This is a genomic window from Phycisphaeraceae bacterium (genome assembly GCA_020639155.1).
Lineage (GTDB): Bacteria > Planctomycetota > Phycisphaerae > Phycisphaerales > UBA1924 > JACKHF01.
The window spans coordinates 384,765-409,683 of the sequence record JACKHF010000001.1 but is presented as its reverse complement, the minus strand read 5'-3'; the positions used below and the strand labels follow the sequence as shown (position 1 = coordinate 409,683).

Annotated in this window: 19 protein-coding genes; 8 read left to right on the top strand and 11 right to left on the bottom strand. The window is 55.4% G+C overall.

What is annotated here, in order from left to right; translation table 11 throughout:
• Positions 1 to 92 precede the first annotated feature (92 nt).
• Both H6815_01780 and H6815_01775 read right to left on the bottom strand, forming a co-directional pair.
• Positions 93 to 1,208 (bottom strand): hypothetical protein, encoded by a 1,116-nt coding sequence (locus H6815_01780; protein MCB9859158.1) that lies wholly within the window; start codon positions 1,206 to 1,208, stop codon positions 93 to 95.
• 56 nt (positions 1,209 to 1,264) lie between these two features.
• Complete coding sequence (locus H6815_01775; GenBank protein ID MCB9859157.1) at positions 1,265 to 3,463, bottom strand: hypothetical protein; 2,199 nt, start codon at positions 3,461 to 3,463, stop codon at positions 1,265 to 1,267.
• A 480-nt stretch (positions 3,464 to 3,943) separates the two neighbouring features.
• Here H6815_01775 and H6815_01770 point away from each other — a divergent pair, with 480 nt between their 5' ends.
• From H6815_01770 to H6815_01760, 3 genes are all read left to right on the top strand, one after another.
• Positions 3,944 to 4,801: a hypothetical protein gene (locus H6815_01770; GenBank protein ID MCB9859156.1), complete on the top strand. Its 858-nt coding sequence runs from the start codon at positions 3,944 to 3,946 to the stop codon at positions 4,799 to 4,801.
• Between the two features lie 69 nt (positions 4,802 to 4,870).
• Positions 4,871 to 5,587: a hypothetical protein gene (locus tag H6815_01765; GenBank protein ID MCB9859155.1), complete on the top strand. Its 717-nt coding sequence runs from the start codon at positions 4,871 to 4,873 to the stop codon at positions 5,585 to 5,587.
• 9 nt (positions 5,588 to 5,596) lie between these two features.
• Positions 5,597 to 6,310, top strand: a complete 714-nt coding sequence (locus H6815_01760) for a hypothetical protein (protein ID MCB9859154.1) — start codon at positions 5,597 to 5,599, stop codon at positions 6,308 to 6,310.
• Between the two features lie 18 nt (positions 6,311 to 6,328).
• Here the strand turns inward: H6815_01760 and H6815_01755 are convergent, their stop codons facing one another.
• Positions 6,329 to 6,919, bottom strand: a complete 591-nt coding sequence (locus tag H6815_01755) for a hypothetical protein (GenBank protein MCB9859153.1) — start codon at positions 6,917 to 6,919, stop codon at positions 6,329 to 6,331.
• A gap of 66 nt (positions 6,920 to 6,985) precedes the next feature.
• Here H6815_01755 and H6815_01750 point away from each other — a divergent pair, with 66 nt between their 5' ends.
• Positions 6,986 to 7,486: a TFIIB-type zinc ribbon-containing protein gene (locus H6815_01750; protein MCB9859152.1), complete on the top strand. Its 501-nt coding sequence runs from the start codon at positions 6,986 to 6,988 to the stop codon at positions 7,484 to 7,486.
• Positions 7,487 to 7,491: 5 nt separating this feature from the next.
• On the opposite strand, the gene H6815_01745 is transcribed toward H6815_01750, so the two are convergent.
• Positions 7,492 to 8,277, bottom strand: coding sequence for a TIGR00730 family Rossman fold protein (locus tag H6815_01745; GenBank protein ID MCB9859151.1), 786 nt, complete (start codon positions 8,275 to 8,277; stop codon positions 7,492 to 7,494).
• 43 nt (positions 8,278 to 8,320) lie between these two features.
• Positions 8,321 to 9,505, bottom strand: a complete 1,185-nt coding sequence (aroC, locus tag H6815_01740; GenBank protein ID MCB9859150.1) for a chorismate synthase — start codon at positions 9,503 to 9,505, stop codon at positions 8,321 to 8,323.
• Positions 9,506 to 9,533: 28 nt separating this feature from the next.
• Here aroC and H6815_01735 point away from each other — a divergent pair, with 28 nt between their 5' ends.
• Positions 9,534 to 10,445, top strand: a complete 912-nt coding sequence (locus H6815_01735; GenBank protein ID MCB9859149.1) for a thiamine-monophosphate kinase — start codon at positions 9,534 to 9,536, stop codon at positions 10,443 to 10,445.
• Positions 10,446 to 10,458: 13 nt separating this feature from the next.
• Here the strand turns inward: H6815_01735 and H6815_01730 are convergent, their stop codons facing one another.
• The gene (locus H6815_01730; GenBank protein ID MCB9859148.1) at positions 10,459 to 11,034 is read right to left on the bottom strand and encodes an N-acetyltransferase; all 576 of its coding nucleotides are present in this window, start codon (positions 11,032 to 11,034) and stop codon (positions 10,459 to 10,461) included.
• A 38-nt stretch (positions 11,035 to 11,072) separates the two neighbouring features.
• Positions 11,073 to 13,598, bottom strand: coding sequence for a hypothetical protein (locus tag H6815_01725; GenBank protein ID MCB9859147.1), 2,526 nt, complete (start codon positions 13,596 to 13,598; stop codon positions 11,073 to 11,075).
• A gap of 502 nt (positions 13,599 to 14,100) precedes the next feature.
• On the opposite strand from H6815_01725, the gene H6815_01720 reads away from it, so the two are divergent.
• Positions 14,101 to 14,748: a sel1 repeat family protein gene (locus tag H6815_01720; GenBank protein MCB9859146.1), complete on the top strand. Its 648-nt coding sequence runs from the start codon at positions 14,101 to 14,103 to the stop codon at positions 14,746 to 14,748.
• A gap of 698 nt (positions 14,749 to 15,446) precedes the next feature.
• On the top strand, positions 15,447 to 17,195 hold the full coding sequence (locus tag H6815_01715; protein MCB9859145.1) for an SEL1-like repeat protein: 1,749 nt from the start codon (positions 15,447 to 15,449) through the stop codon (positions 17,193 to 17,195).
• Between the two features lie 11 nt (positions 17,196 to 17,206).
• Here the strand turns inward: H6815_01715 and eno are convergent, their stop codons facing one another.
• A complete protein-coding gene (gene eno / locus H6815_01710; protein MCB9859144.1) occupies positions 17,207 to 18,508 on the bottom strand; it encodes a phosphopyruvate hydratase in 1,302 nt (433 codons plus the stop codon).
• A 243-nt stretch (positions 18,509 to 18,751) separates the two neighbouring features.
• On the opposite strand from eno, the gene H6815_01705 reads away from it, so the two are divergent.
• Positions 18,752 to 19,459: a hypothetical protein gene (locus tag H6815_01705; GenBank protein MCB9859143.1), complete on the top strand. Its 708-nt coding sequence runs from the start codon at positions 18,752 to 18,754 to the stop codon at positions 19,457 to 19,459.
• A 244-nt stretch (positions 19,460 to 19,703) separates the two neighbouring features.
• On the opposite strand, the gene H6815_01700 is transcribed toward H6815_01705, so the two are convergent.
• From H6815_01700 to H6815_01690, 3 genes are all read right to left on the bottom strand, one after another.
• The gene (locus tag H6815_01700) at positions 19,704 to 20,657 is read right to left on the bottom strand and encodes a hypothetical protein (GenBank protein MCB9859142.1); all 954 of its coding nucleotides are present in this window, start codon (positions 20,655 to 20,657) and stop codon (positions 19,704 to 19,706) included.
• A gap of 256 nt (positions 20,658 to 20,913) precedes the next feature.
• Positions 20,914 to 23,505 (bottom strand): prolyl oligopeptidase family serine peptidase, encoded by a 2,592-nt coding sequence (locus H6815_01695; protein MCB9859141.1) that lies wholly within the window; start codon positions 23,503 to 23,505, stop codon positions 20,914 to 20,916.
• A gap of 51 nt (positions 23,506 to 23,556) precedes the next feature.
• Positions 23,557 to 24,918, bottom strand: a complete 1,362-nt coding sequence (locus H6815_01690; protein MCB9859140.1) for an FIST C-terminal domain-containing protein — start codon at positions 24,916 to 24,918, stop codon at positions 23,557 to 23,559.
• Position 24,919: the final 1 nt, after the last annotated feature.

Here is a 24,919-nt window from a genome sequence, read left to right as displayed (position 1 = left end):
ATGATTTTTTGTGATGTGAAATATCTGTTTACGCATACCCAACCGCGCACGCATTGCCGAAGCAGATGTAGTCGAAGATGTTGAATGTGGCGTTACCGTCGCCACGCCGCTGGAACGCCATCGGCCTCCCACCAGACACCAGACTCGGGCAGACGGTGAACGACCTCTGGTGGGATCGGCTTTGGTACGCCCGGCGGTAGTGGGCCAAAGTCCGCGATCGCGTCGTAGCCATCGATTATCTCAACAACGCCGCGTTTGAGATCGCGCCGGAGCACGCGGACCCATGCTCTGCTCTTACAAAATCTCTTGGCCCGGTACGTCATCCACAATGCTGCCAACCCAGAACTAATAACGTGCGGCCACAAGTGCACATAGCCCGTCCAGATCAGGACAACCATCACCGGGAGTGCGACCATGACTGCTGCATATACGAAGTAGTACATCGGGTCGGCGTTCAAGGAGGCCCTCTTGACATAGCCGGCAAACTCCTTGATTTCTGCGGCATCGAGCGTTCGCTCACTCGCACATTCCTTTGCGCGCGGGCTCACAGGTCCCTGTGCAGGCTCGATGAGCGGGAGAGGTGAGACGGGCTCAGTGATATGCTGGGCGACCAACGATGACTGCATTCGCGTGATCGTGCGCACCGCGACGATTGGCAGAAGACGCGGCACACGGTCGCCGACACACAGCACGGCGCATGTCTTTGGGTCGAGCCAGATCTCGCGCGGCGCACCCGCGTAAGGGATGGGCTGACCCAGCGCTTCGGCAGCCGCGGCCTCCGCCTGGATGTGCTCGCCGAGAACGAAACACTCGATCTTGTCACGCTTGAGCGCACCCTTGGACCGCACGCGGAACTTGTCATGATCGATCGCCAGCAGCAAGCCGACCATCACCAGCGCTACAGATACAACGACACACACCGTCACGATCACGTTCCCGATCACAGCGCCGGTCTGCGGGCGGAGATCCTGGATGATCGGGACGCCGGCGAACACGATTGCCACGGGGACAAGCAGCGAGATCAGCCACCACCGTCTTCGCCATGTTGAACGACGGTGGAGCGCGGTGACTCTTTCGCGGAGTGCCTGGGGCCATTCGGTGAGGCCGATCGAGCGGTAGTCACCGATCCACCGATCTTCCTCTGCACCGACATCTTGCCCGGGATCGGAGTCCCAGCGAGGTTGCGGGTTGCCGTGCGATGATGCCATTCATACGTATCGTCGATGTGACCAGCCGCTCGTGAGAACTGATCGCCCGGCGGCGATTATGGGCAGCCGGTGGCGTACGCGCTGCCGAAGCAGATGTAATCGAAGATGTTGAATGTGCTGTTGCTATCGCAGTCTGCGTACGGCTCGTTGTTGGTATAGGCGTTGCCGAAGCAGATATAGTCGAACATGTCGATCATACCGGATTCGTCACAGTCCGCGTAGCAGGTGAGCTCAAGACGCGCGAATCCGGGTGAGGACAACTCACCAACAGAATCGAACTCTCCCGCCATCAGCAGGTGACCTTGGTGTGAGGCAATCGTCCGAATCCACTCATCCGGCCCATTGCGAGATATACCAATCCACTGCTCGCCGTCATATGCGTTGATGTATGGTGAGATCGAGTTACCCAGCACATAGAAGTCACCCGACGCAAACAGCAACCCGTTATGGACCGCGAGATCGGACACATGCTTGTTGGAGTCGCCTATGCCATTGACCGGATGCCATTGGCTGCCATCCCAGCGTGCAATATGATCGCTCCGCATCCCGTTGATGTAGCTGAATCGACCACCAATGTATAGATCGCCGTTGTACTCTGCAAGGACACCTGGATCTGCAAACGACTGGAATGTGCCAACCCGAGTCCATGCTGTTCCGTCGTAGCGATCGACGTACGTGCCGGTTTGGAAATAGCCCGTAAGGTAAAGATCACCGTTGTATACTCCGAGTGCTTTTGCATCGGTCAGGGTGCCATCGCCGAACTGGTGCCATGTGCTTCCATCCCATCGTGCCAAGCACTTGACATTGATTTTGTTGATTGTGTCGAACCTTCCGCCGAGAATGAGATCGCCGTTGTACGACACCATCGTCCTGACCTGATCGTATGATGAGCCGGCATCTTTACTTGCAATTGATTCCCACGCCGTGCCGTTCCACCGCATAACAAGATCGTACACGTTGATCGGTTCAGTGACTTGAAAAATACCGCCAACATAGAGATCGCCTTTGTGATGTTCCAACGTGGTTCCATATGGATCAGGCCCGAGCGGGCCGAGTACCCGCCACGTGCAACCGTCCCATTCAACGACCCCGCCCTCGAATCCGCCCGTAGCATACAGATGCGTGCCGACAGACTTGAAGTCGAAGACATAGTCGCCGATGCCGCAGGCAAGCGGCGACCACGTTGCGCCATCCCAACGCACGATGTGCTGCGCTTTGTGTGGCGCATTGTGCGTGAAACTGCCGCCGACGAGAAGATCCTGACCGAATGCCTGCACCGCAGAGACAATGAGTGTGCTGTCAACAATGCCGCCACCGATCGCTAGCCACTGACCTCCACTGAGCACATACGGCGGGTTCGGCGGTGAGGGGGGCCATCCCTTTTTTCCGGTCAGGATGAGTTCCCCGTTCCAGACATCGAGCCGTGGCGATTCGAGAGCAATCGCTGGGGCAGCTTCGACCCAGCCCGTCGGTGTATCACGAAATATTCGTGTTGTGACGTAACCTTCCGTAATCGCAACATAGAGTTCGCCATTGTGCATAACACACGACCAGCCGCGATATGTACTGGAGTTCGGTAGTGGCATGGTGGTCCATGACGTGCCATCCCACCGAGCGCAATGTGCTCCAAAGAGCAGATTCTGTTCGCCGATCACATAGAGAAAACCGTTACCGACAACAAGATCCCGCACAGTCCCATGAAGTCCTTCACCGAGCGTCTTCCAACTCAAGCCGTTCCATGCAACAATTCGCTGCGCTGTAATGGGAACGGAGAAACTGCTTCTGGCACGACGGAAACTCCCCCCCAGAATAAGATCGCCGTTGTACTCAGCGAGCGCATACACATTGCCATCGACACCGTTGTAGTTGGCGCCGTTCCCGGCAAGTGGTACCCAGTCGCTCCCGTCGTATCGCGCAATGTGGTTGAGGCTCGTCGATGAGCCGTTCGCTTTGTCAAAGAACCCGCCAATATACAACTCATTGTTCCACTCGAACACTTCGGACACTTGGGAGTCTACACCTTCACCGAGAGGTTGGAACGTAGCGCCATCCCAGACTGCGACGCCGCCTGTCGGCGACTTGCCCGCAAACTGAAAGCCACCGACAACTACGACGACGGGGTCGGCGCCGCCCGGCCCATCAGCATCCCACATCATCAGATCCGACACTGCGTTCTCTGTGCCCGGATACCCACCGTCCGCTTTCCACCGCGGATACCACTGCGCTTCTGCACGCACAGCAATGGCCAATGTCATCAGACACAGGAGACTTTTCGAAACCGAGAGCCTTCGAATCATGGGTTGATGTCCTTGCATGGTCGGCTGAGATGGATCGGCGCGGGCAGGAACAGGCCCGCTATGACTTACGATACCTGAATCAACTGGAGATGACAAGACACTTGTTGCGATATCCGGATCTGTGTCTGCACAATGCAAAGCATCCATGTATGTATGGCATTCCAGCCTCGTTCGATTGAGAGCGGGTGCATGAGAACCACGATCGGAACCTCTGGCATCGAAGCCCTACAGATGCAGGTTGCGATCGGGCAGTAAGGACCGCCGACCTTGCATTCCTGCTTCACGGTCCACTGGCTGGAAATCGCATTCCCGCAGGATGGGGCCGCGATCCCCCCTCACGGGATCGGCATTTCATGCGCGTTGGATCGCTCAATATTGGTATCTGCACGCCGTTCTTCTTCGCCGAAAATCACCATCGCACCGGCAAAGGCGGAGATCATGACAATCAAAGCCTGCGTTGGCACGAATGTTCGCATGTCAAGGCCGTATCAAGGGCAAACCGGCGTCCGTTCGATGTGCATTGCAACACACGCCATCCGCGCGAAACAAACGCAACGCCTCGAACGAGACACCGAAATCGAACCCAAGCGAGACCGCACGATGCCCACCGTCCCAAAGCCAAAGAACAAAGCCATCGAGTGGTACGAGCAGCGCGCAGCGGATTGGGTTGCAAACGCACGCGACATCGGGCTCTCCGTTGATGTTGCATCCCGCATCGAGTCGCTCACGCAGATCGCGCGGCAGAAGCGTGACGCGGCACAGATCGCAATGATTGCTGCGAAGAACGCGACGCTCGAAGCGGACACCGCACTCGCGGAACTGCGCGCGATCGGTGGCAAGGCCATCGTCACCGTGCGCGCCTATGCCGAGGTCCAAAGCGATCCGGCCAGTGTGTATGCGCTCGCCAGTGTGCCACCTGTTGCATCGCACGGCTCGCAAGCACCCGAAGTGCCGCACCAGATCACGGCGACGCGCACCACCGAGGGCTTTGTACGTCTGTCGTGGAAGGCGCGATCGCGCGGCGGCACGGCGTACTTCACTGTGTCACGCTCTGTCCAGCTCGCGCCGGCGCATCCGGGCGATCCGATGCCCGCGCCGTTGCCAACCGAGCAACTCGGCGTTGTCGGCGCGCGGCAGTATCTCGACACGACCGTCCCGCCGTGCACGCAGTCGGTGCAGTACACCATCACAGCGCACAAGAACACCTATGCGCCAGCAGCGTCGATCCCGGTCTCGATCATGCTCACGCCCGCGGCCTATGCACAGCCGAACACACCGATGCGCATCGCAGGGTAGATTGCTTGGGATGCAATCGCTGAGGATAACAAGCGCGGTGCCGCGGTGAACACGAGATAGAATACTGTTATGGGTGCAACACGGAAGCATCTTCGTCGTGGGATCGTTGCGATCATTGTCGGTGTCGTTGCGACGGTTGTTATGTCGTGGCTAGCGATGTCAACGCTGCTGTTTCGGAGTTTTGAGGATGCCTTTATAGACACAGATTTTCATGTGATTGCAACCAGTGATCAATGCGTATGGAAATCCAGTTTTTTAGAACAGTACTGGGTCACAGTAATGCTATGTGATCTGACGTCAAACAAACCTGACGTTGAGCTTGACACAAGGGACCATCATCGCGTTCACTTGGCTGATCTTGCAGCTTTTCCCGAGTTCATTCGTTCTCGAATGTTTCTTCAGCAGGAAGCAGACGATGTGATTATCATCGCGGCAGGATGGCCGATGCGATCGCTGATCTGTGATACAAGAATCGAGCCTGGCGCTACCCGGCATTCCGAGAATGTCGTTACTTATGGCGGTGTGCAACTCTTTCGCAATCGGATCATTGAGTTCTTTGTGATTCCGTATGTTCCCATCCTCCCCGGCTTCATTATCAACACACTCTTCTACGCGACGATCTGGCTCGGCATCGCGCTCGGCATTGGCGCGTGGCGATCGCGTCGAAGAGTCAGGCGAAACCGCTGCGCCAGGTGCGGGTACTCGCGTGAGGGGTTGAAACACTCCGCTGCGTGTCCGGAGTGCGGAACGGCTCCGAAACAAACGGCACCGATCGGACAACACTAAAATAGGGCAATGCGTTGCACTCGAAAACACATTCGCCGTGGTGTTGTCGCGATCTTCGTTGGCGTTGTCGCGACGGTTGCTGTGGCATGGGTTTCGATGGCTCTTGTGCACAGTAAATACGTTTTACTCAACGCGCCAACCATATCATTGGTTTCGTCAAAGGATGGGAAAAACCTATGGGTTTTGACCAGTTCAACTGGTGAATTGTATAGATCGTTTATATACTTTGATCGTACTGGAACAGTTGAGGAGTTTGCGTCTCAAGCAGGCGACCGATTGCCAATTGTTGTTGAAATGGATTCTATTTCCGTACACTTGAGGCCACAATCACACGATGGATCTGGCGATTTTCATAACTTCTGCGATGTTGGTTGGCCGCTGTGCTCCCTGACATGGTCGGTTCATCAGGAATTTGACTCGGTTTATGTAGCATCACCATCTGGGGAATACCTGCATCATCGTGTTCATGTTGCTGGCGCGTGGCATTTGAATAATGACAAGGAAGGGGTGCCAAACGTACTTCCATTTATGCCCGTCGTTCCTGGCTTCATCATCAACACACTCTTCTACGCAACGATTTGGCTCGGCATCACGCTCGGCATTGGCGCGTGGCGATCGCGCCGCAGGATCAGGCAAAACCGTTGCGCCAGGTGCGGGTACTCACGTGAGGGATTAGAGTCGGCATCAGCGTGCCCGGAGTGCGGGACATTGCTTACTAACTAATAACAATCAATCTAGGGCCTAGTTTGTGTCGAATACCATCTCGTTGACACGTTCAAAGACGCGCATCGCGCTCGGATTTGGTTCGTCGCCGGTGAAATATACTTCTTCCACACCCACGTGATCGTTTGATGCAGGAAACTCCATTGTCAGCAGGTGCATATGCGCACGATCCCGATCGCCTGTCAGTGTCACAAGGGAGAAGTGCGCGACAGTGCCATCGAAGGAATCAAGACGCAGGATCGGCTGGTTTCCCTGCGGGCAGTAATGGCGACAGTACACCACGCCCTGATCGCGGTAGAACACGGTGATCGAGTGGACGGGTTCGTTCTTTCTGCGCCACGTTTCCACAATCGATCCGCCGCGCGATGCATTCTCAAATGTGACGTACGTTGTTCTTGCTCGCTCCGTTGGCACGAGGAATGTGCCGTCCAGTTTCGAGAGACGTTCGAAGAGCGCAGTTGATTGTTTTACGAGGCTCTCGTCTGGTGTGTCGATTGCGGCAACAGTGGAAGACGCGGTGTCCTGTCTGACAGTGCACCCTGACAGCAGCGAGAGAACACAGAAGATCTCGATGGCTCTTGTCGTTCGGTGTGGTTGTGTGACAGTCATGCTCGCATCATAGCAAATCAAGCGACACAGCAACGCACCAGAAGCACCGCCTCTATAGAATCACACATGCCGCTTGCACGCGCCAGGCTGTGGATGGGTATCACACTCGTGTGTGCTGCCCTGTGCATCTTGTTGCTCGTCGCGTGGTTCGCGACACGGCATCGCACGTCGTTCTATACATACCAGCCGAAGTTTGTCGAGATCCATCGCGGAAATGTCGTGCTCATGTCGTCGATCTGGAGCGGCGGGCTCTCAAGCAAGGGCTGGATGTACGACGTTTTCTTTGTAAGCAAACCGAGCTTCCATCCGACATACTTCAGGATCGGTCAGTCATATCTCGGCACGCCCGCGTTCAACACGAGGTTGTACGGATTGTTCATCCCGATATGGAATATTGCAATCGTGCCGGGGCTGATTGCGATCTTTGCTGGCCGGCGAGCGAGAAAACTCTGGCACATTGCAATGGCGCACGGATGCCCGAAGTGCGGCTACTCGAGCGAGGGGCTTGTTACTGAAGACTCGAACACAGCAGTATGTCCCGAGTGCGGCACGCAGATCGCAGTGTAATGTTGTCAATGCTCGCCGAGGAACCAGATTCTGTGCGGCTTGCGTGCGATTGCGATCTCACGTGCGTTCCGCTGCATCATGCTCTTTACAACACAGATCGCTTCGTTCACATCGTCGGTGACTGTCATCAGATCGATATCTTCCGGGCTGATGGTTCCCTGTGGCACGAGCGTGTTGCGGAGGAAGTCGAGCATCGGCTTCCAGTACTCCGTGCCCATGAGGATGACCGGGAAATCCTCGATCTTGCGTGTCTGCACCAGCGTGAGCGTCTCGTAGAGCTCGTCGAGCGTGCCGAACCCACCGGGCATGATGACAAAGGCGTGCGAGTACTTGACGAGCATGACTTTGCGCACAAAGAAATATCTGAACTCGACAAATTTTTGGACGTACGGATTTGGTTGCTGCTCGTGCGGGAGTTGGATGTTCACACCGATGCTCTTGCCACCAGCCTCGTACGCGCCGCGATTCGCAGCTTCCATAATGCCGGGTCCGCCGCCGGTGAGCACAGTCAGCTCGAGCTTTGCGAGTGCTGCGCCGACCTGTCTTGCGAGTTCGTAGTACCTGTTGCCTTCCTTGAACCGTGCCGAGCCGAAGACGGTCACGCACGGACCCGCAAAGTGGAGAGCACGGAATCCTCTGATGAACTCACGCGAGATACGGATGACGCGCGCAAGCTCGGTGCGCCGAAACCCTCGCTCCTCAAGGAAAGCTGATTCATGCTTACTTGCTGCTTTTCCCCAGCGCTGGTGTTGTTGTTTGGTTGGCGGGGGACACTGGAACTCGTCAGCCATTGTTGATACGTCTCTTTCTCTCTGTCTTCGTCTTCAGTGTGTATTACTCGGTTGCCAGCTTTCTTGCTGCATCAAGATGATGCTGCCACGCGTGGACGAACTCGTCCACGGTATCGCCAGCGTACTTTGCCATTGCAGCACGCGCGATCTCGAATGCGACAACATTCTCCATCACGACGCTCGCCGCTGACACAGCGCACACGTCGCTGCGTTCGTACTGGCTCTGCTCGGGTTGCAGCGTATTGAGATCAATGCTTGGCATGCCCTGGAGTAGTGTCGAGATCGGCTTCATCGCGCCGCGCACAACGATGGGCTGCCCGTTTGTCATGCCTCCCTCGATGCCGCCCGCGTTGTTGCGTGATCGCACAAATCCGAGTGCTGGTGTGCTCCTCAGCGATGCGTCATACCCGATTGGATCATGCACCTGCGAGCCGGATACATCCGCGACATCGCGACCCATGCCAATCTCGACGCTCTTGAACGCTTGGATGCTCATGACCGCAAGTGCGATGTTTGCATCGAGTTTATCACGCCAGTCGACGGTCGAGCCGAGTCCGATCGGGCACCCAAACACATGCACCTCGCACATGCCGCCGAGTGTGTCCTTGTCGATCTTCGCCTGTCGGATCAACTCGCACTGTCGCGATGTAACTGCATCGTCCGGGCAGTATGTCTCGCTGGCGTTGCGAGCGATGAGCGCATCACGCCAGTTTGTTGCATCAACTGTGACATTCGTGCGCACGCCGCCGATGGACCTGACAAACCCAAAGACCTCAACCCCGATCTCGCGGAGCAGGCATCGTGCGACCGCACCCGCAGCGACTCGACCTGCAGTCTCGCGTGCGCTGGCGCGTTCGAGCGTGTTCCGGCAGTCCGTTGTCAGCGTCTTGATCGCGCCAGCAAGGTCCGCGTGCCCCGGTCTTGGGCGCGAGACTGGCGGCGTGCGTTCCAGATCATCAAGGCGGCTGTCCCTGTTGACGACGCTGATCGTCAGCGGGCTGCCGATCGCTTTGCCCAGACGAACACCAGAGAGAAACTCGGCGCGATCTGTCTCGATCTTCTGTCTGCCGCCGCGACCGTACCCGCCCTGCCTGCGCGCGAGCTCAGCATTGATAAAGTCGGTATCAACTGCGAGCCCAGCGGGCAATCCCGTGATCGTTGCCAGCACACACGGGCCGTGCGATTCACCCGCGGTACCATAGTCGAGACCGGTGTTGCGTCCTGCCATGCAACAGGGTACACCGGATGAGTCAGCCATGCGAGAACAGGATCTGCTCAACCACATCGAACAGCGCTCGCGATCACTCGCGGGCAGGTTTGGCATTGTTGTGCCGCCAGGCGATGACTGCGCTGCGATCCAGACAAGCGCGGGCATCCAGCTGCTGACCGTCGATCATCTCATCGAGGGCCGGCACTATCTTCCGTCCGCGACGCCCGAGCAGATCGCGCACAAAGCCGTTGCTCGGAGTGTGTCGGACATCGCTGCGATGGGTGGCACACCAGTGATTGCGCTCGCAACAGCAGCAATGAAACGGAACGACCAACGCGCAAATGCCATCTTCGATGCGATGCATGAAGCCGCGCTGCGCATGGAATGCCCATTGGTGGGTGGCGACATTGCGATGTATGACGAGACACTGCACGAGGGCGCGCCCACAATGTTCACAGTGACAGTGGTGGGGAACGCGCATCCGATGCGAGGCCCAGTGCTGCGATCTACAGCAACGCCGGATGATGGTGTATATGTGACCGGGAAGATCGGCAGCTCTTTCAAGACAGATCATCATCTGACATTCACGCCTCGGGTGCGCGAAGCAAAGCAGTTGTGCGATCAGCTCGGCAATGCGCTCCACGCGATGATCGATATCTCCGATGGGCTCGGCATTGATGCGGGCAGGGTTGCCATGGCGTCCGGAGTTGCAATCGAACTCGATGCAGTGGCGATTCCATTGCGTGTATCAGGTCAGGATCCGGTGGAAGCAGTGGGGAATGGCGAGGACTACGAGTTGCTGTTGACCGCGAACGACGAGATAGCGAGCCGATTGATTACAGATGTCCCATTGACCCGGATAGGGCGCGTTGTCGACGGCACACTGGGAACGGTCCACCTTCGCATAGAGAACAACATGGTTGCTGTCCACTGTCGCGGCTGGGACCACGGAGTATAAAAGACGCTGTGTATCAAACTGATCGCATATCGAGCTGTGCGCACGCATCTGCAACACTGAGCACCTGCTTTGGTGGATCAAGATCATCCACCAGATGCAACTGCCAGTACCCGACACTGCGCCACGCATTCATCTTGTATCCGACGTGCTCGAACACACCCGCTTTTTTGAATCCCATCGATTCGTGCAGACGCACGCTCGGCTCGTTCGGCAGCGCAATCCCACCAATGGCTGTTCGGTAGTTCTGCGCCTTCAAAATCGTAAGAGTTTGTGTGTACAGAGCCTTGGCGATCCCCTTGCGGTGATGGTCGGGGTGCACATACACGCCAAGCTCAACAGCCCAGTCGTACGCGCATCGCGATTTCCACTTGCTCGATCGCGCGTACCCGATGCACTGTGCTTTCCCATTCTCATCTTCTTCAACAGCAACCACCCACGGGAGCATCGCGTGGTTCTGACGGAAATCTGCAAGATCGTCTTCGACTGCAATTGGACATGTGGCAAAGTGCGCGAACGATGTGGCAATAGACTGATTGGTTATCGCCGTAATAGCGGGAACATCATGCTCGGTTGCCAGACGGGTATGCATGTGAAACAGTATCCGCGATCACAGCAAACTCTCAAGGTCTACTGGCATGCAGCAAAGTTATTTCCAAACGCGATATAGTCGAAGATGTTCAAGGTGCCGCTTTGGTCGATGTCCGCTCTCAAATCTCCCGCTGCATACGCATTGCCGAAGGCGATGTAGTCGAAGACGTTCTTGGTGCCATTGTGGTCAAAGTCTGCGATGGGGCACGGGGTAAGGAGGTATTGCGCAAGCAGATCAAGCCAGACCTCCGCCTGGATCGTGTTGCCTCGAGCTGTAATATGCGCAGTATCCGATCTCATACCATCGGTAATCTGCTGCTCAAACGTACCAAGTCTTGGATCGTCAAGGGATGACAGCCCGATCACATCTGAGTTGTCTGCATTGTCAATAATATACTGATGCCATGGAGCCTGCGTTGCTCCTGGGCCGCCACCGTGAGACATCTCGCCAGCCCATATGATGTCGCAGTTGGGAAGCGCTTGCCGTATGAATGTTGTGTATGCCAGCATTGTTGGTGGCTGAGAAAACTGGTTTGCTGTTACCTGCAACCAGATATCCGCCTTGGTTTCTTTCATCCACTTCACTATGGCTTCAGGAGAGGACTTGTCGATCTGGAGCTGATATCCGTTGCCTCCCCAGCCGACGGAGCCCATGATAAACCCGTTTACATTCGGCCTGTATGCGTTGACTGAAAAGACGACCGCGCCCGCTCCCCCCGGGACTTCCGCGAACTCGAACCCTCGCCATGTGTTCGGATCACCGGATGCAACCTGTGCAAACTCATACGAATAGACACGCATCTCAAACGGACCTGTTGCAATCTGGTCACCTGCGCCTGGTGTTGCGTGGAGAGGGTGCTTCAGTGTTATTGACGTGTGTGTGCCGTTTAATACAACACTCTCGATCACACCGCTTGAGGGAAACGCAGGCCCAGTTGTTACAACAAGCAATGCTCCTGGTGCGTACACCGAAGTATGATCACCCTCCAGTTTCACAACCTGTCCAACGACTGAGTCGTTGGATCCAAGTGTGTGTGTGTGGGTGCTCGTGTCACATGGGACAACGGTTGGTGCAGCGGTTGTCCCGACCGTTGCCTGAGATGGACCACGCTCTGGAGTGATACGAAGCATGCTTGCGCCGGGATACGCGAGGTAGTTTGCCTCAACAACAAGCGGGGCGTCAGACGTCATAAGCGAGCCTGGCTCAGATTGCGCCTTGATCGCACACAAACCGCCGTCAAACAACCAGACTCCGGCTCCCGGTCCATTTGAACTTGCCCCGACAGATCCGGTATGCAAGTGAGAAAAATCACGGCACGGATGGTTTGTGGTGGTCTGCATGATCGATTCCACCGTGCCGGAATGCCGCATGACTTCCTGCCGAAAGCTGAAACCGAACCATGTGTGCAGTGTCGGAAAGGTCCAAAGTGACAAAGGGCGCTGTGCTATTCCCGCGATGCTGCTGCGATGTGTTGCAAGAAATCCGTGCAAAAAGTTCGGCGCATCTCCACCGTCACCATCGAGAAAACGCATTGCGCGGCTATTGGCACTGATGACAACTCGTACCAGACCGTTCGGCCCCTCAAGCAACTGTCGCGCCCTGTGTGCAAACTCGTGTCCGGCGATATCCTCTGTCGGACCATCGGTGGGCACGGGACGCACAAAGAAACCGTCAAATGGAGGTTCAAAGTGCGACACATATACGAGATCCTGCACATGGGAAACCGGTTGCACAACACGGAGCCGATTGTGCCAGTGCATTGATGTCCCGCCAAATGTGCTGTTGTACACGTGTACGTTTGTTGGAATCACGCTGCTTCCAACGGTCGCAGATCGTGTGTAAAGAGTGCCACCAACACCACCATCAAGGGCGCCAGCGGTCATGCCATGACCCACCATCCAGCGACAGCCATCGACACCATTCATGTAGCCGCACGGGTTCGGGTTCGTGTACATATGTGGTGCGAGAAAATCATGGCTGGCATACATCTGCTCCATGTCACATGATCCAAGCACATGCGTACGGAGTGCGACAAGACCAAGCATGCCCTGTAGCGACGGCGTGCCTGCTTTGTCGGCACCGATGTGGAATGTGCCCGTCGCAGGACCGAGGCTTTGAGTGCCTAAAGCAGCCAAGGAAATCGTGTTGCTGGCGTGGAGTCCGGATGAAGTATGTGTCCAGCAACGAAACACAGCGTTTGCACGGTCAACGCTCACTCCGATCAGTGACCACTCGTTTGTCGGGAGAGGGAATGGGACATCAGCTATAAAAGGGCTGCCGATGCTCGATGAAGCGAGCACAACTCGGGTGCTGGTTGGCAGGGCAACAACTGAAAGAACACCCGGGTAATCGAGAACTGAAGCACTACCACTGATCGCCTGCTGCGGAAACACCCAGCACAGAAGTGAAAAATCGTTCGAGAGAAACTCGTTTGGAACATTGACTGCATCGAACTCGACTCGCGCATTTGGTCCCTGCGTTACAAACTGAGCTTGAACACGGCTGAAAGAGAAAATCAGCAGGGCAGCACATGCGAGACCAAACGTCCGATAGTGTTGTGACACAAGAATGCTCCAATGCGAACGATGAACAGTGCTTGTTTCGGTGATCGCGCGAGAAGAAAACAACGACTGGCATGAACGTCCAGTAACAAATATGGTTGCATATCAACCACGAATCCATCCCATGGCAAACATCACGGATTGACGCTGCTGCTGATTGCAATGCTTGATGCCATGAGTTTCAGCCAATCAACAGGGTTTTCAGCTATGAACATATCCGATTATGACGAATTTGCAAAAAAAAACGATCAAATGGGTTGCACAGACCAAAACCTGTGGCATGTTGAGGTTGTCTTGTCTCTCTCTCCTCCTATGGCCTGGCTGCGGGCGGAAGCGAACGCAGTTGGGTTCGGCAAAAAGCGGAAGCGTTCCCACCGACACTGGTGCAATCGTCTTTGGGAACGGTCCCTCACGCAGGGCCAACGCCGATTCATGAGCCCGGGTGAACTTCACCCGGGTTCGTTCTTTTTGTACACTCTGACTTACTGGTACCATTCTGTATGAAATGACAGTTCACTTCGACATCGCTGCATACACACGTGCTGCTGAGCAGGGTGACAGCGATGCCATGTACACCATTGGTTGGCGCTATGCAGATGGTGATGGTGTCGAGCAGTCCTATGAAAAAGCGGCGTACTGGTATCAGCAGGCGGTTGAAGCCGGGCATCTTGAAGCCATGCTCTTCCTCGGGTTGTTGTATGCGCAAGGTAGGCATGTGCTGCAGGACCATAAGCAGGCAGTGGCCCTGTATGCGAGGGCTGCGGAGGAAGGGCATGTTGCGAGCATGACAGCGCTCGGTATTGCATACGAGTGGGGAGAGGGGGTTGAGGTCGATCCGGAGGAGGCGTTTCGTCTCTACAGCATTGCAGCCTCACAAGACTACACACCAGCAATGAACTTTCTTGCAAGCATGTACTTCAATGGATGGGGTGTTGAGAAGTGCCTGGAATCATCGTTCAAGTGGTATCAAAAATCTGCTCTGCTCGGTGATCCGGGTGGGATGTACGATCTTGCGTGGTGCTTTGCAAAGGAGTACGGGCATCCAGTTGATCGTGAGATGGCAGAGCACTGGCTCATTCGTGCGCACGAGGCTGGGCATGACAAGGCGAAAGACGCAATGAAACAACTCGATCTTGGACTGGATCCTGAATGACCAATCGAGAGCCGGTGCCATTCGGGGCAAGCCCTCGTCTCAGAGCCACGTTTCGTTTGAACTGGACAGACGAGGCTGACTATATCGTATTTTCCAACGGAGCCACCGCAAATGGTGCCGGGATTATTGGGATTTCATTTGCATGCTTGATTGTGGGCGTGCTGGTACTCACTCAGCCAAGCCTTGCTGGCCCCGACACCAGATTCTTGGCTGTTGGTCTCCTTGTTGTGTCGGTGCTCCTGTTTGGATTCGGGGTCGTCGAATGCAGGCGAAGGACAACAGTTCGATTTGATCCACACTCGGAAAAGGTCATTTTGTATACGATATCTCGATTTTCGTCGAGTCAGTACGAGTTGGAACTCGATCGAGTTGACTTCTTTCGTGGGAAGATGAGGTTCCACTACAAGACGAGAGGGCCGACCTGGACCTTTGAACGTGAAGGTGTATATATATCCGTAGATTTCAACGTTGTGATGATTTTGTGCTCCTCAAAGAAACCACAAGAGATAGATACATACATTCAGTCATTGCCATCTTTTATTTCACAGCGCATCAAGCTTGCACAGACAACTTATGAAACTCAGAAGTACTAGCCATGGCCGAAGTTCAGGATTTGACCTTTGTCTGAGTATATTTTTGAGTTGGAAGTATGATGCTATGATTCAGCACGTATCTGCGGGACAGAGGTGGAGGACAGCATGCTTGCAAAGTCGATACACCATACGTTGTGCGTCGTGGTCTCGCTGATTATCTCGATTGCCGCGACCGCCCAGCCCGCACGCGAACTTGCTGAGTCATTGCAGTCAGCAACGCAGCAGCTTAATGCGATTGCAGCTATCACCGACATCGAGGATCAGCAGAAGCAGGCAGCGGATGTGCTGCTCTCACTCCGCCCGCACATCAATGATCTTGCGCTCCCCGACGAGCAAGCGAAAGACCTCTGGCTGGTTGCAGCAAGAGCAACTGTTCTTGCAGACGACATTGTTAACGCACCGCTCGTCGCTGCGATGGTACATCATGTGCATCCGGACTTTGCTGCTGAACATCCGGAACTCGCTTCAAGTATCGATGAACTCGCATTCGACTTTGATTACAAATGGATGCTCGACCAGCGCAAGAAAGCAAGGGAGCTTTCACTTCGCGCAGAGACGGATCCGGAGGCAATGACGGAACTTGCAGAAGTACTCGCATTTCATACGGAAATGATGAAGGACATTCACGGTTCAATGAACGTGCTGAGGCGTGCTGCAGAGATGAAGTATCCCCGTGCAGCAGGAAAACTTGGAGCAATATATATTGCTGGTCTTTCGGGCACCACAGTTGTAAGGCCCGATCCGGCGTTGGGGATCAAGTTATTGCAACAAGCTGTAGATGGAGGAGATCCGGAGGCTCTCTGCAACCTTGGGGTTGCTTACTTGCAAGGGCTTGGTGTTGAACAGGATGTTACAAAGGCGGTCGAGCTATTCTCCAAAGCAGTTGAACTTGAAAGCACACTTGGGATGGTGTTTCTCGGGAACTTGTATAGAGAGGGTTTGGGTGTTGAGCAGGACGCCACGAAAGCTCTGGAACTGTGGCGTCAAGCTGCAAGTCTGAATAATCCACAGGCAATATTGAAGGTGGGATTAGCATACTCAGACGGATTCGGTGTTGAGCAGGATGCAGCTTTGGCAGCATCGTGGTATATGTCGGCAGCAGATATGGGTAACCCCGACGCGATGTTCAATCTTGCCCGCGCATACAGGACTGGCGAGGGGGTCATACAGGATGCATATCTGGAACTGAAGTGGTTTACAAGATCAGCCCAACACGGCAATGCAGAGGCGATGGCTCAACTCTCTGCAATGTACATAAGCGGATGGAGTGTTGATCGGGATGTGGCAAGAGGCATGATGTGGTTGAGGCGTGCAGCAGAAGCTGGGCAGCCCTTTGCCATGTACATGCTGGGTAGAGCTTACGCCAGCGGTACCAATGTGAAACAGGATAACAAGATATCGCTCTATTGGTACGAGAAAGCTGCCGGAGCCGGAAACACAGACGCGATGGTTGTGCTTGCAAATTTGTATCGGGAAGGCCGTGGTGTTGAGCAAAGCTACGATAAGGCCTTGAGCCTATACAACCAAGCGATAGAGCAGGGCAATGGGATAGCAATGGTGAATATTGCTTGGATGTACGAGAAGGGCATTGGGGTTGCTGAAGACAAGCATGCTGCCGGTGTGATGTACGAGCGGGCGGCAAAGAATGGGCGAACAGACGTGATGTACCGCGTTGCGTGGATGTACCTTTATGGTATCGGCTTTGAGCGGGATGAGCAAAAGGGACGCGAGTGGCTCCATCGTGCCGTGGAAGCAGGTGATGAGCATGCGATTGAATATCTCAAACAGCATCCGGAGAAAGAGCAGACATTCGAGGAGTTCAGGTACAAGTTTGACTATCGACCAAAGCCGTAGTTTTTTCCCGTTCACCCTTTCCGCCACATGCTCCCGCCATAGACGCCCGCCTCGCCCAGTTCTTCCGCGATGCGAAGAAGCTGGTTGTACTTGGCGTTGCGATCGCTTCTGCACGGTGCGCCTGTTTTGATCTGCCCGCAGTTTGTCGCGACAGCAAGATCAGCGATCGTCGCATCCTCCGTCTCGCCGGAACGGTGGCTCATGACAGCAGCCCACCCATTCCGCTGCGCAAGGTTCACGGTGTCGAACGTCTCGGAGAGCGTGCCGATCTGGTTCACCTTCACGAGCACCGCGTTTGCGCTGTGTTCCCTTAGCCCGCGTTCGACGAACGTGCGATTGGTGACGAAGAGATCGTCGCCGACGAGTTGCACCTTATCGCCCAGCGCCTTTGTGAGCTTGGCCCAACCTGCCCAGTCATTCTCAGCGAGCCCGTCCTCGATCGAGCGGATGGGATACTTCTTCGCCCAGTCGATCCACATCGAGACCATGTCGTCGGACGACAGCACCTCGCCGGTGGACTTGAACAGCTTGTACCCCTTCTTGCCGTCTTTCTCTGCCTCGTTCCAGCACTCGCTTGTAGCAGGATCGAGCGCAACAAAGATCTGCTCACCCCACGAGTATCCAGCTTTGCCGACTGCCTCCTCGATGATCTGCAACGCCTCTTCATTTGTCTTGAGATCCGGCGCGAATCCGCCCTCGTCACCGACTGCTGTGGAGAGCTTGCGCTTGTGAAGCACGTTCTTCAAAGAGTGATAGATCTCGACGCCCGCGCGCAGCGCCTCGTGGAAATCGTCGAATCCCCACGGCTGGATCATGAACTCCTGAAAATCAACAGTGTTGTCAGCGTGCTTGCCGCCATTGAGAATATTGAGCATCGGCACGGGAAGCGTGCGCGCTGCAGTCCCACCAAGGTACCGGTAGAGCGGTAAGCCCGACGCTTCCGCTGCTGCGTGCGCAACAGCCATCGACACACCAAGGATCGCGTTTGCGCCAAGATTGCCCTTGTTCGCGGAGTTGTCGAGTTCGACCATCGTCGCGTCGATCAACTCCTGCTCGCGCGCGTCCATGCCTTCGATCGCGGGCGCGATGCGCTCGATCACATTGTCCACCGCCTGCATCACACTCTTGCCGAGATAGAAGTCCTTGTCGCCGTCGCGAAGCTCGACCGCCTCGTTCTCGCCGGTCGATGCGCCTGATGGCACAGCCGCTCTTCCGATCACACCCGAATCGAGCCCGACCTCGACCTCCACCGTTGGATTGCCTCGCGAATCAAGAATCTGGCGAGCGTGCACGAGTTCGATGGAAAATGCCATATGGGTTTCTCCTCGGTGAAGATCACGGACAGTGCTGATCTCACGAATGCAGGGGAGCAGGATAATCGGCACATTCGACCGTTTCCTGCACTCACACCAGTGCCACGACAAACGTCATCACTCAACGCCCGTTTTCACGGGAAAACACAAGGTACGAGTCAACCTGCGTGCTGGTTCGTGCCCGCAGCAGGCGGGCTACCATCGAGGCCGATCAGCATCGATTCCACCGGAGTGCATCTTTCTATGGCAAGTGCCCCGTCGAGCGAACTCACCCAGGGTCTCAGCAATCTCCAGGACGAGATCCACGCGCAATGCCAGCGCGTGCAGGAACTCGTGGAGGTTGCCTTTGAATCCATCTTCCAGATGGACAAGGCAAAGGCTGAGGAAGCGATCAATCGCGACGAGGCCATCGATCGCATCGATGTCGAGATCGAACGCAAAGCGGTGGCGCTGCTCTCTCGCGCAGCCGAGTTCGGACAGTCGCTCGGCCAGGCAGAAGTCCGCCAGACGCTGATGATTGTCAAGATCAATAACCAGCTCGAACGCATCGCAGACGCGGGGGTGTTCATCGCAGAGCGCGTCACCGCGATGGCTGAAAGCAATGACGAGATCCCCGCGTCATTCCGCATGATGGCAAACTCTGTCCTCGGCATCCTTCGTGACATGACGCGATCGCTCTCGCGCATGGACGATGTACTGGCGCGTGTTGTGCTCAACTCCGAGCACACGGTCGAAGCATTCAAGGAAGCGATCCTGCGCAACGCCGAGGAACGCATCGCCGATGGTCGCATTGCGGTGGAGTTTGCGCTCCTGCTCCACGAACTTGCGAACCTGTGCGAACGGATGGCAGACCACGCGTCGAACATCGCAGAGCAGGTGATTTACTCAGCAACGGGCGCAATCGTCCGTCACACAGGCGGCGCGTGGCAGGACATCGCGCTGGGCGAGTAGCAGATTGTTTCTTGTGAATATGTGCTTGTTCAAGTGCCACTGGTGTCTCATGAAACGAATACCAGTGAGTTGGTCTTGTTGCTCTATTTGTCGTACACGGAACGCTAGCGATGTGATGATCTTCGTTTCTCTGTCGTTTCTTGCCCGTTACGTGTCTATTGTCTCGTATTCACGTTTGTGTTGATCTTCAAAGTAGATATGAGCTGAACTCAGGTAGTGGTATTGATAACGCAAGGACACAGATTTATCCTTTTTCTTGGACAAACGGTGAATTCTTTGGCCTAAGATGATCCTCTGCACATAGCAACTCGGGTGCTGGTACTGGACTACAGCTAATTAATGACATGTCATCAAGTCGAGCTAGCTCCTTTATGTTGGCTTTCTTGGCTTTATCAAGAATAAGCTCTGCAGCAATCAGTTTTAGTTGAATAACTCGATTAAAGTGACTTTCAAGCCGACGGTATCGATCAAATAACACATCGAATGGCCACAGACCGCTAGGGGGGCACTTGGTGTATGAAATAACATCTTCTTTTAGATCTTTTTCATATTCATCAACTAGTCTCAGTAACCGTTCTGAGATAGCAGGAGTCAATCCAAGCAGATTAAGAAGTCCGTCCATCCCTGATGTTAATGCCTTAAACATTTCAGGGATATCTGAGATAGATGGAACGTCGATCCCGAGTGCTTTTTCAATTGCTAGAAGTCGAATAAGAGAGTTGTGAGTTGAGGGGCTGTCCTTCTGCGACCAGGTTTCAGTAATTGCCCTTTGGATTTCTTCTTTCATAACAAGAACTTCGGTGTGCTTGCCTGTGTAGTTGTATTCCGTGTATCGTAATCCCTCGATATCGAACACTCTTCCTGTACGGTTGTCTTTTAGTAGCACAGCTGGTTTGTCGAATGCTTGACGAAGACCGAGCTCGAACATGACATTTGCATTTTTAGAACTCAAATCACAAACAACTAAATCCGACTCAATTGTCTTCTGAATAATTTCAGCTTGAATGAAGTTTGTGCCCTTTGTATCGTCCGCACGAAACGGATCAAAGCCAGCATCGATAATCGCGGGCTTAATAATGTAGTTATAAACCTCTGTGAAGTGGTTGGTGTCGTAACCTTCCTGGTCACTTATTGGCATCACAACGAAGCAGGATTTGCGTGATGGTTCCGATGCTGTGGTGGTCTTTAAATTTGTCATTAGAATCGTACCTCACTGCAGTTCTTTCATATCATAGGGTTGGCCTGACACAAAGTAGCTATTGGCTGAGTGCGGGGATGATGGTACCGAAAGACCGGAATCAGATCACGATATCGACCCTGTGCTTGCGCACAGGGCTCGTTCAGATTGTGCTTTTACTGGGTCCCCGCTTTCGCGGGGATGACGAATGAGTTTGATCACCTTTTCTCTGTGTCTCCGCGCCTCTGTGGTGAAAATCCCACCAGCACAAGTTGCCTTAGTTATCTCCCATCAGCCATCGGTCAAACAACGCTTCGATCCGTCGATACTCGTTGAGCCAGCTGCTCGGCTCGGTGAATCCGTGCGCCTCGATCGGGAAGATCGCGACCTCCCAGTTCGTCTTCTCCAGCTCGATCAGTCGCTGCGCGAGGCGCGCGGTGTCCTTGAAGAACACGTTGTCGTCGACCATGCCATGACAGATTAACAGCGGGTTCTTCAAGCCTTCCGCGTACTCGATCGGTGATGAGAGTCGGTACGCTTCCGGATCGTCGTCGGGCGTGTTGAGAATGTTGCTGGTGTACCCGTGGTTGTAATGCGCCCAGTCGGTGACGGGTCGCAGGGCTGCGCCGCACGCGAAGAGATCGGGCTCTGTGAACATGGAATAGAGTGTCAGGAATCCGCCGTATGAACCGCCGTATGTGCCGACGCGCGCTCGATCGACGTTGTGATGCTCGACGAGCCAGTCGACACCCGACGACAAGTCCTCGACCTCGGGCTTACCCATGTGGCGATAGATCGCGGTGCGCCAGTCGCGCCCGTACCCGGAACTGGCGCGATAGTCCATGTCGAGCACGACGTACCCCTTGTGCGCAAGCAGACTGTGAAACATGAACTCGCGGAAGTAGCTGCTCCATCCCTGATCTGCGTTCTGCAGATATCCCGCGCCGTGCGTGAACAGCACCGCGGGACGCTTGTCCATGCGCGGAGCATCCGCTGGTGGCAGGTACAGGCGCGCGTGGATCGGCTTTGTGTCAACGCCCTGAATTGTGACAAACTGCGGCTCGATCCACGGGAGTGAGGTGAACTCGTCGGTCACAGTCGTGGTTACTTTGATGACGTCCGCGCCGGGCGTTGTCTCCTGCACGAACAGTTCTGGCGGGCGCATCGCGGTGGAGTGTTCGATGAGCAGGCGGGAATCGTCGGGTGACAGCCACGCGCGATTCGCACCGCCGAGCGATGTGATCTGCGTTGGCTTGCCCCATCCGAGCGAGAGGCGCTCGATCTCGTAAATGCCCGGATGATCACGGTTCACTCGGAAGTATACATTGCGCCCGTCGCGATCCTGCTGTATATCTGTCACGACGCATTGCCCGTGCGTGAGCTGGCGCACGACCACCGCGCGCCGCGGGTCCTGTGCTTTGCCCGTCGCGTCGGCAACATACAGATGAGCATACCCGGTGCGCTCCGATACGAACAGCAGCCGTTCACTTCCGTTCACCCACTCCATCTCACTCATCCGATCGTTGATCCACGCGGGATCGTGAAGGTGCTCGATAACGATCGGCGTGAGTGCGTCGGGCTGTGCCTTCGCATCTCCCTTTTCTTTGCGATCGTCTGCGCCCTCGTTCCAGTCATTGAGGCGTGCAAACGCGTGCTCGAACGGGATCGTCACAATCCACCTGTCCTTGTTGTCAGCCGAGTGGCACTGGAGCGCAACCCACGAACCGTCGTCGTTGAATCGCACGCTGCGAATCCCGATATTTCGTGGCTTGGGTTTGCTGGGCTTCTTCTCCTTGTCCAGCGTGCCATCTTCCTTTGCATCCGCAGGTTTCTGCGAATCGCGTATCTCAGCGAGGGGATCATCGGTGCGCCCGGGGAGCGCATCAAGATCGACCTGGATCAGCGTGCCAGTCTCGATGTGTACCAGTGCGAACATGTCATTGCTGGATTCGCTCGTGCCGACGAGCGAACGCACGTTGCGTGACTGCACGTACCCGTCGTCATTGATCCATGTTGGCATGGTGTCGGGCTTTGCGCGTGAGCCGGAAGACTTGCTGTAGACAATCGCGAGCCAGCGTCCGTTCGGTGACAGCTGCGACTGTCCAAGGTCTAGACCGTTGCCCAACCATGTCGTGGGATAGCTGCGCGTGGTTTCAGCATTCCGGAGCAGTTCCATCTGCTCGCGGCGCTGATCCGCCGATTCGTCGCGCTCGCGGATTATCTCGAACAAATGCTCCTGCTGGTTTTCAAGGTACGACTTCTCGCGCGACTCGCGTTTCTCTCTCGCGATATCCGGATCCTCGCCTGTGCGCACATCACCAGCCTGCTCTTCAGCACCTGTTGCAAGATCGCGCACAAACCACGTCGATCCCTTTCGAAAAGCAAGCTTGCCGTTGGTCAGAAACATGGGCGACGATTCGTTGTCGCCGGTGCGCGTGATCTGGATGATGTCGCCCGTTTCCATGGTGCGCACAAAGATGTCGCCACCGCTTGACCATGTCACGCGGGACCGGTCGCGTGAGTACGAGACATTTCGAGGATCGGCAGCAGCGCGCTGCTCTGGTGAGAGCAGTTCTTCCTCATCATTCGCGTAATCCACCGCGAACATGTCGCGCAGGTCTGTGCCGAGTTGCTTCTGGCTGTAATAAACTGTCTTCGAGTCGAGGGACCAGTACGGCGATTCGGGCGAGCGCGTCACCCACTCCGGATCGCGCATGATCTTCTCAAGCGTGATGGTGTTGTCCTGCGCGGACGCTGGCGCAGCGGCACCCAGAGCAACACATGCAAAGACAGCGACAGACCGAATCCTGACCATTTGTGCATCTCCCTGCGCAATCCGTATCAATAGTGCGCATCCAGCATAACGCATCGGGCATTCGATACCAGTCGCTTGGAGATCGGTGAAGCAGGATGTTTGTCACTACGACGTCCGAGAATGGCTAGCTTGTGGCACCGGAGATGGATCCTGATCATCCGCCCCTCTGAACATCAGTGCGCATGCCGTATGCCCGTGCAGATAGCTGTCGTTCCCGATCGGACCTATCTCACCGGCTGCGAACATGCCAGCAAGTGCCATGCGACTGGAGTTCTGTGTTGCAACATACTCGCCAGCCTTTGCGAGTTCCGGCCCGGGTGCGAGTGAGTCAAACGCGCGATAGATGGTGCGAGCATCATGACCAGCTGTGCGGAACAATCTTGAGCCTCGTCCGTTGCATGTCAAAAGCAATGTGCCAGCGGGTTTGCCGAGTAGACGCTGCCCGTCGAGCAGCAGTTGCAGATCATCGTGTGCAGACTGTGCATCGCGAAGATGCAACTGCACGGTCTGTCCGACGCGCAGAAAATCCTGCACAGCCACCGCGCCCGATTCCTCATCTGCACCAATAACATTGCGGATAACAAAGTCATCGCGACCAAATCGTGTTTTGTATTCGTGGATCACGCGCCCGATGAGCAAGCCCCGCTTGAGTTGCTCTCGCTCTGATTCGTTCAGTGATTCGATCTGATCCTGCATGAACTGCAGTGCCGGGCGGCCGCCAATCTCAACGATCAAGTTCTTGTGTACCTTTGTGACAATGCCCGGATCGCCGAACGGATTGCATCCTTGGGAAACGACAGTGCGAAGGTCGAATCGGTGTGGTTGATCCGGCTCATGCGAGAAGCTGATGCCGACGCCGCCACCATCGAACATGCGAGGCGTGTCGATGCCGGATGAGAGAATAAAACGGTTATCGCCGCGTTTTTCTGCAGCAGACGCAACACCGCCGATGAGACTGCCGATCGGTTCGTTGTGCGAATTCTTTGTTCTGCACTCGTTCATCGCGGGCAGAAGCTCCAGCAGGGGCACGGTGAATGGATCAACAAAGATCACGCTCGACGCGAGATGCTCGTCTGCACCAATCACCCTTGCAACACGCCGCCGCGCGTCCTCGCTGGCGTAATCGTGATGGGCCATGTCATGCACACTGTAAAGACGCACACGACAGTGGGGGATTGTGCCAAGAAACACCGAAAGCCCGCACGTGCGTTCAATCTCGCGTTCACCCGCGATCACTCCCTCGCAGCTCACGCCAAGAAGGTTCGCAGCGCCGGTCTCTTTGCGGACCAGCTCCGCAACTTTGTCCGCATACTCGACATGGTCTTTGGTAAAGAAGACAAACGCTATATCCGCACTACGGCGTAATGGCTGCACCGCCTGCTCTGTTGCAGCTTTGGCAGCAAGGTACCAGTACTCGTTCGTTGAGAGCCCCGCGCCAAACAACGGGGTCTCGTGTGAATGAAGCATG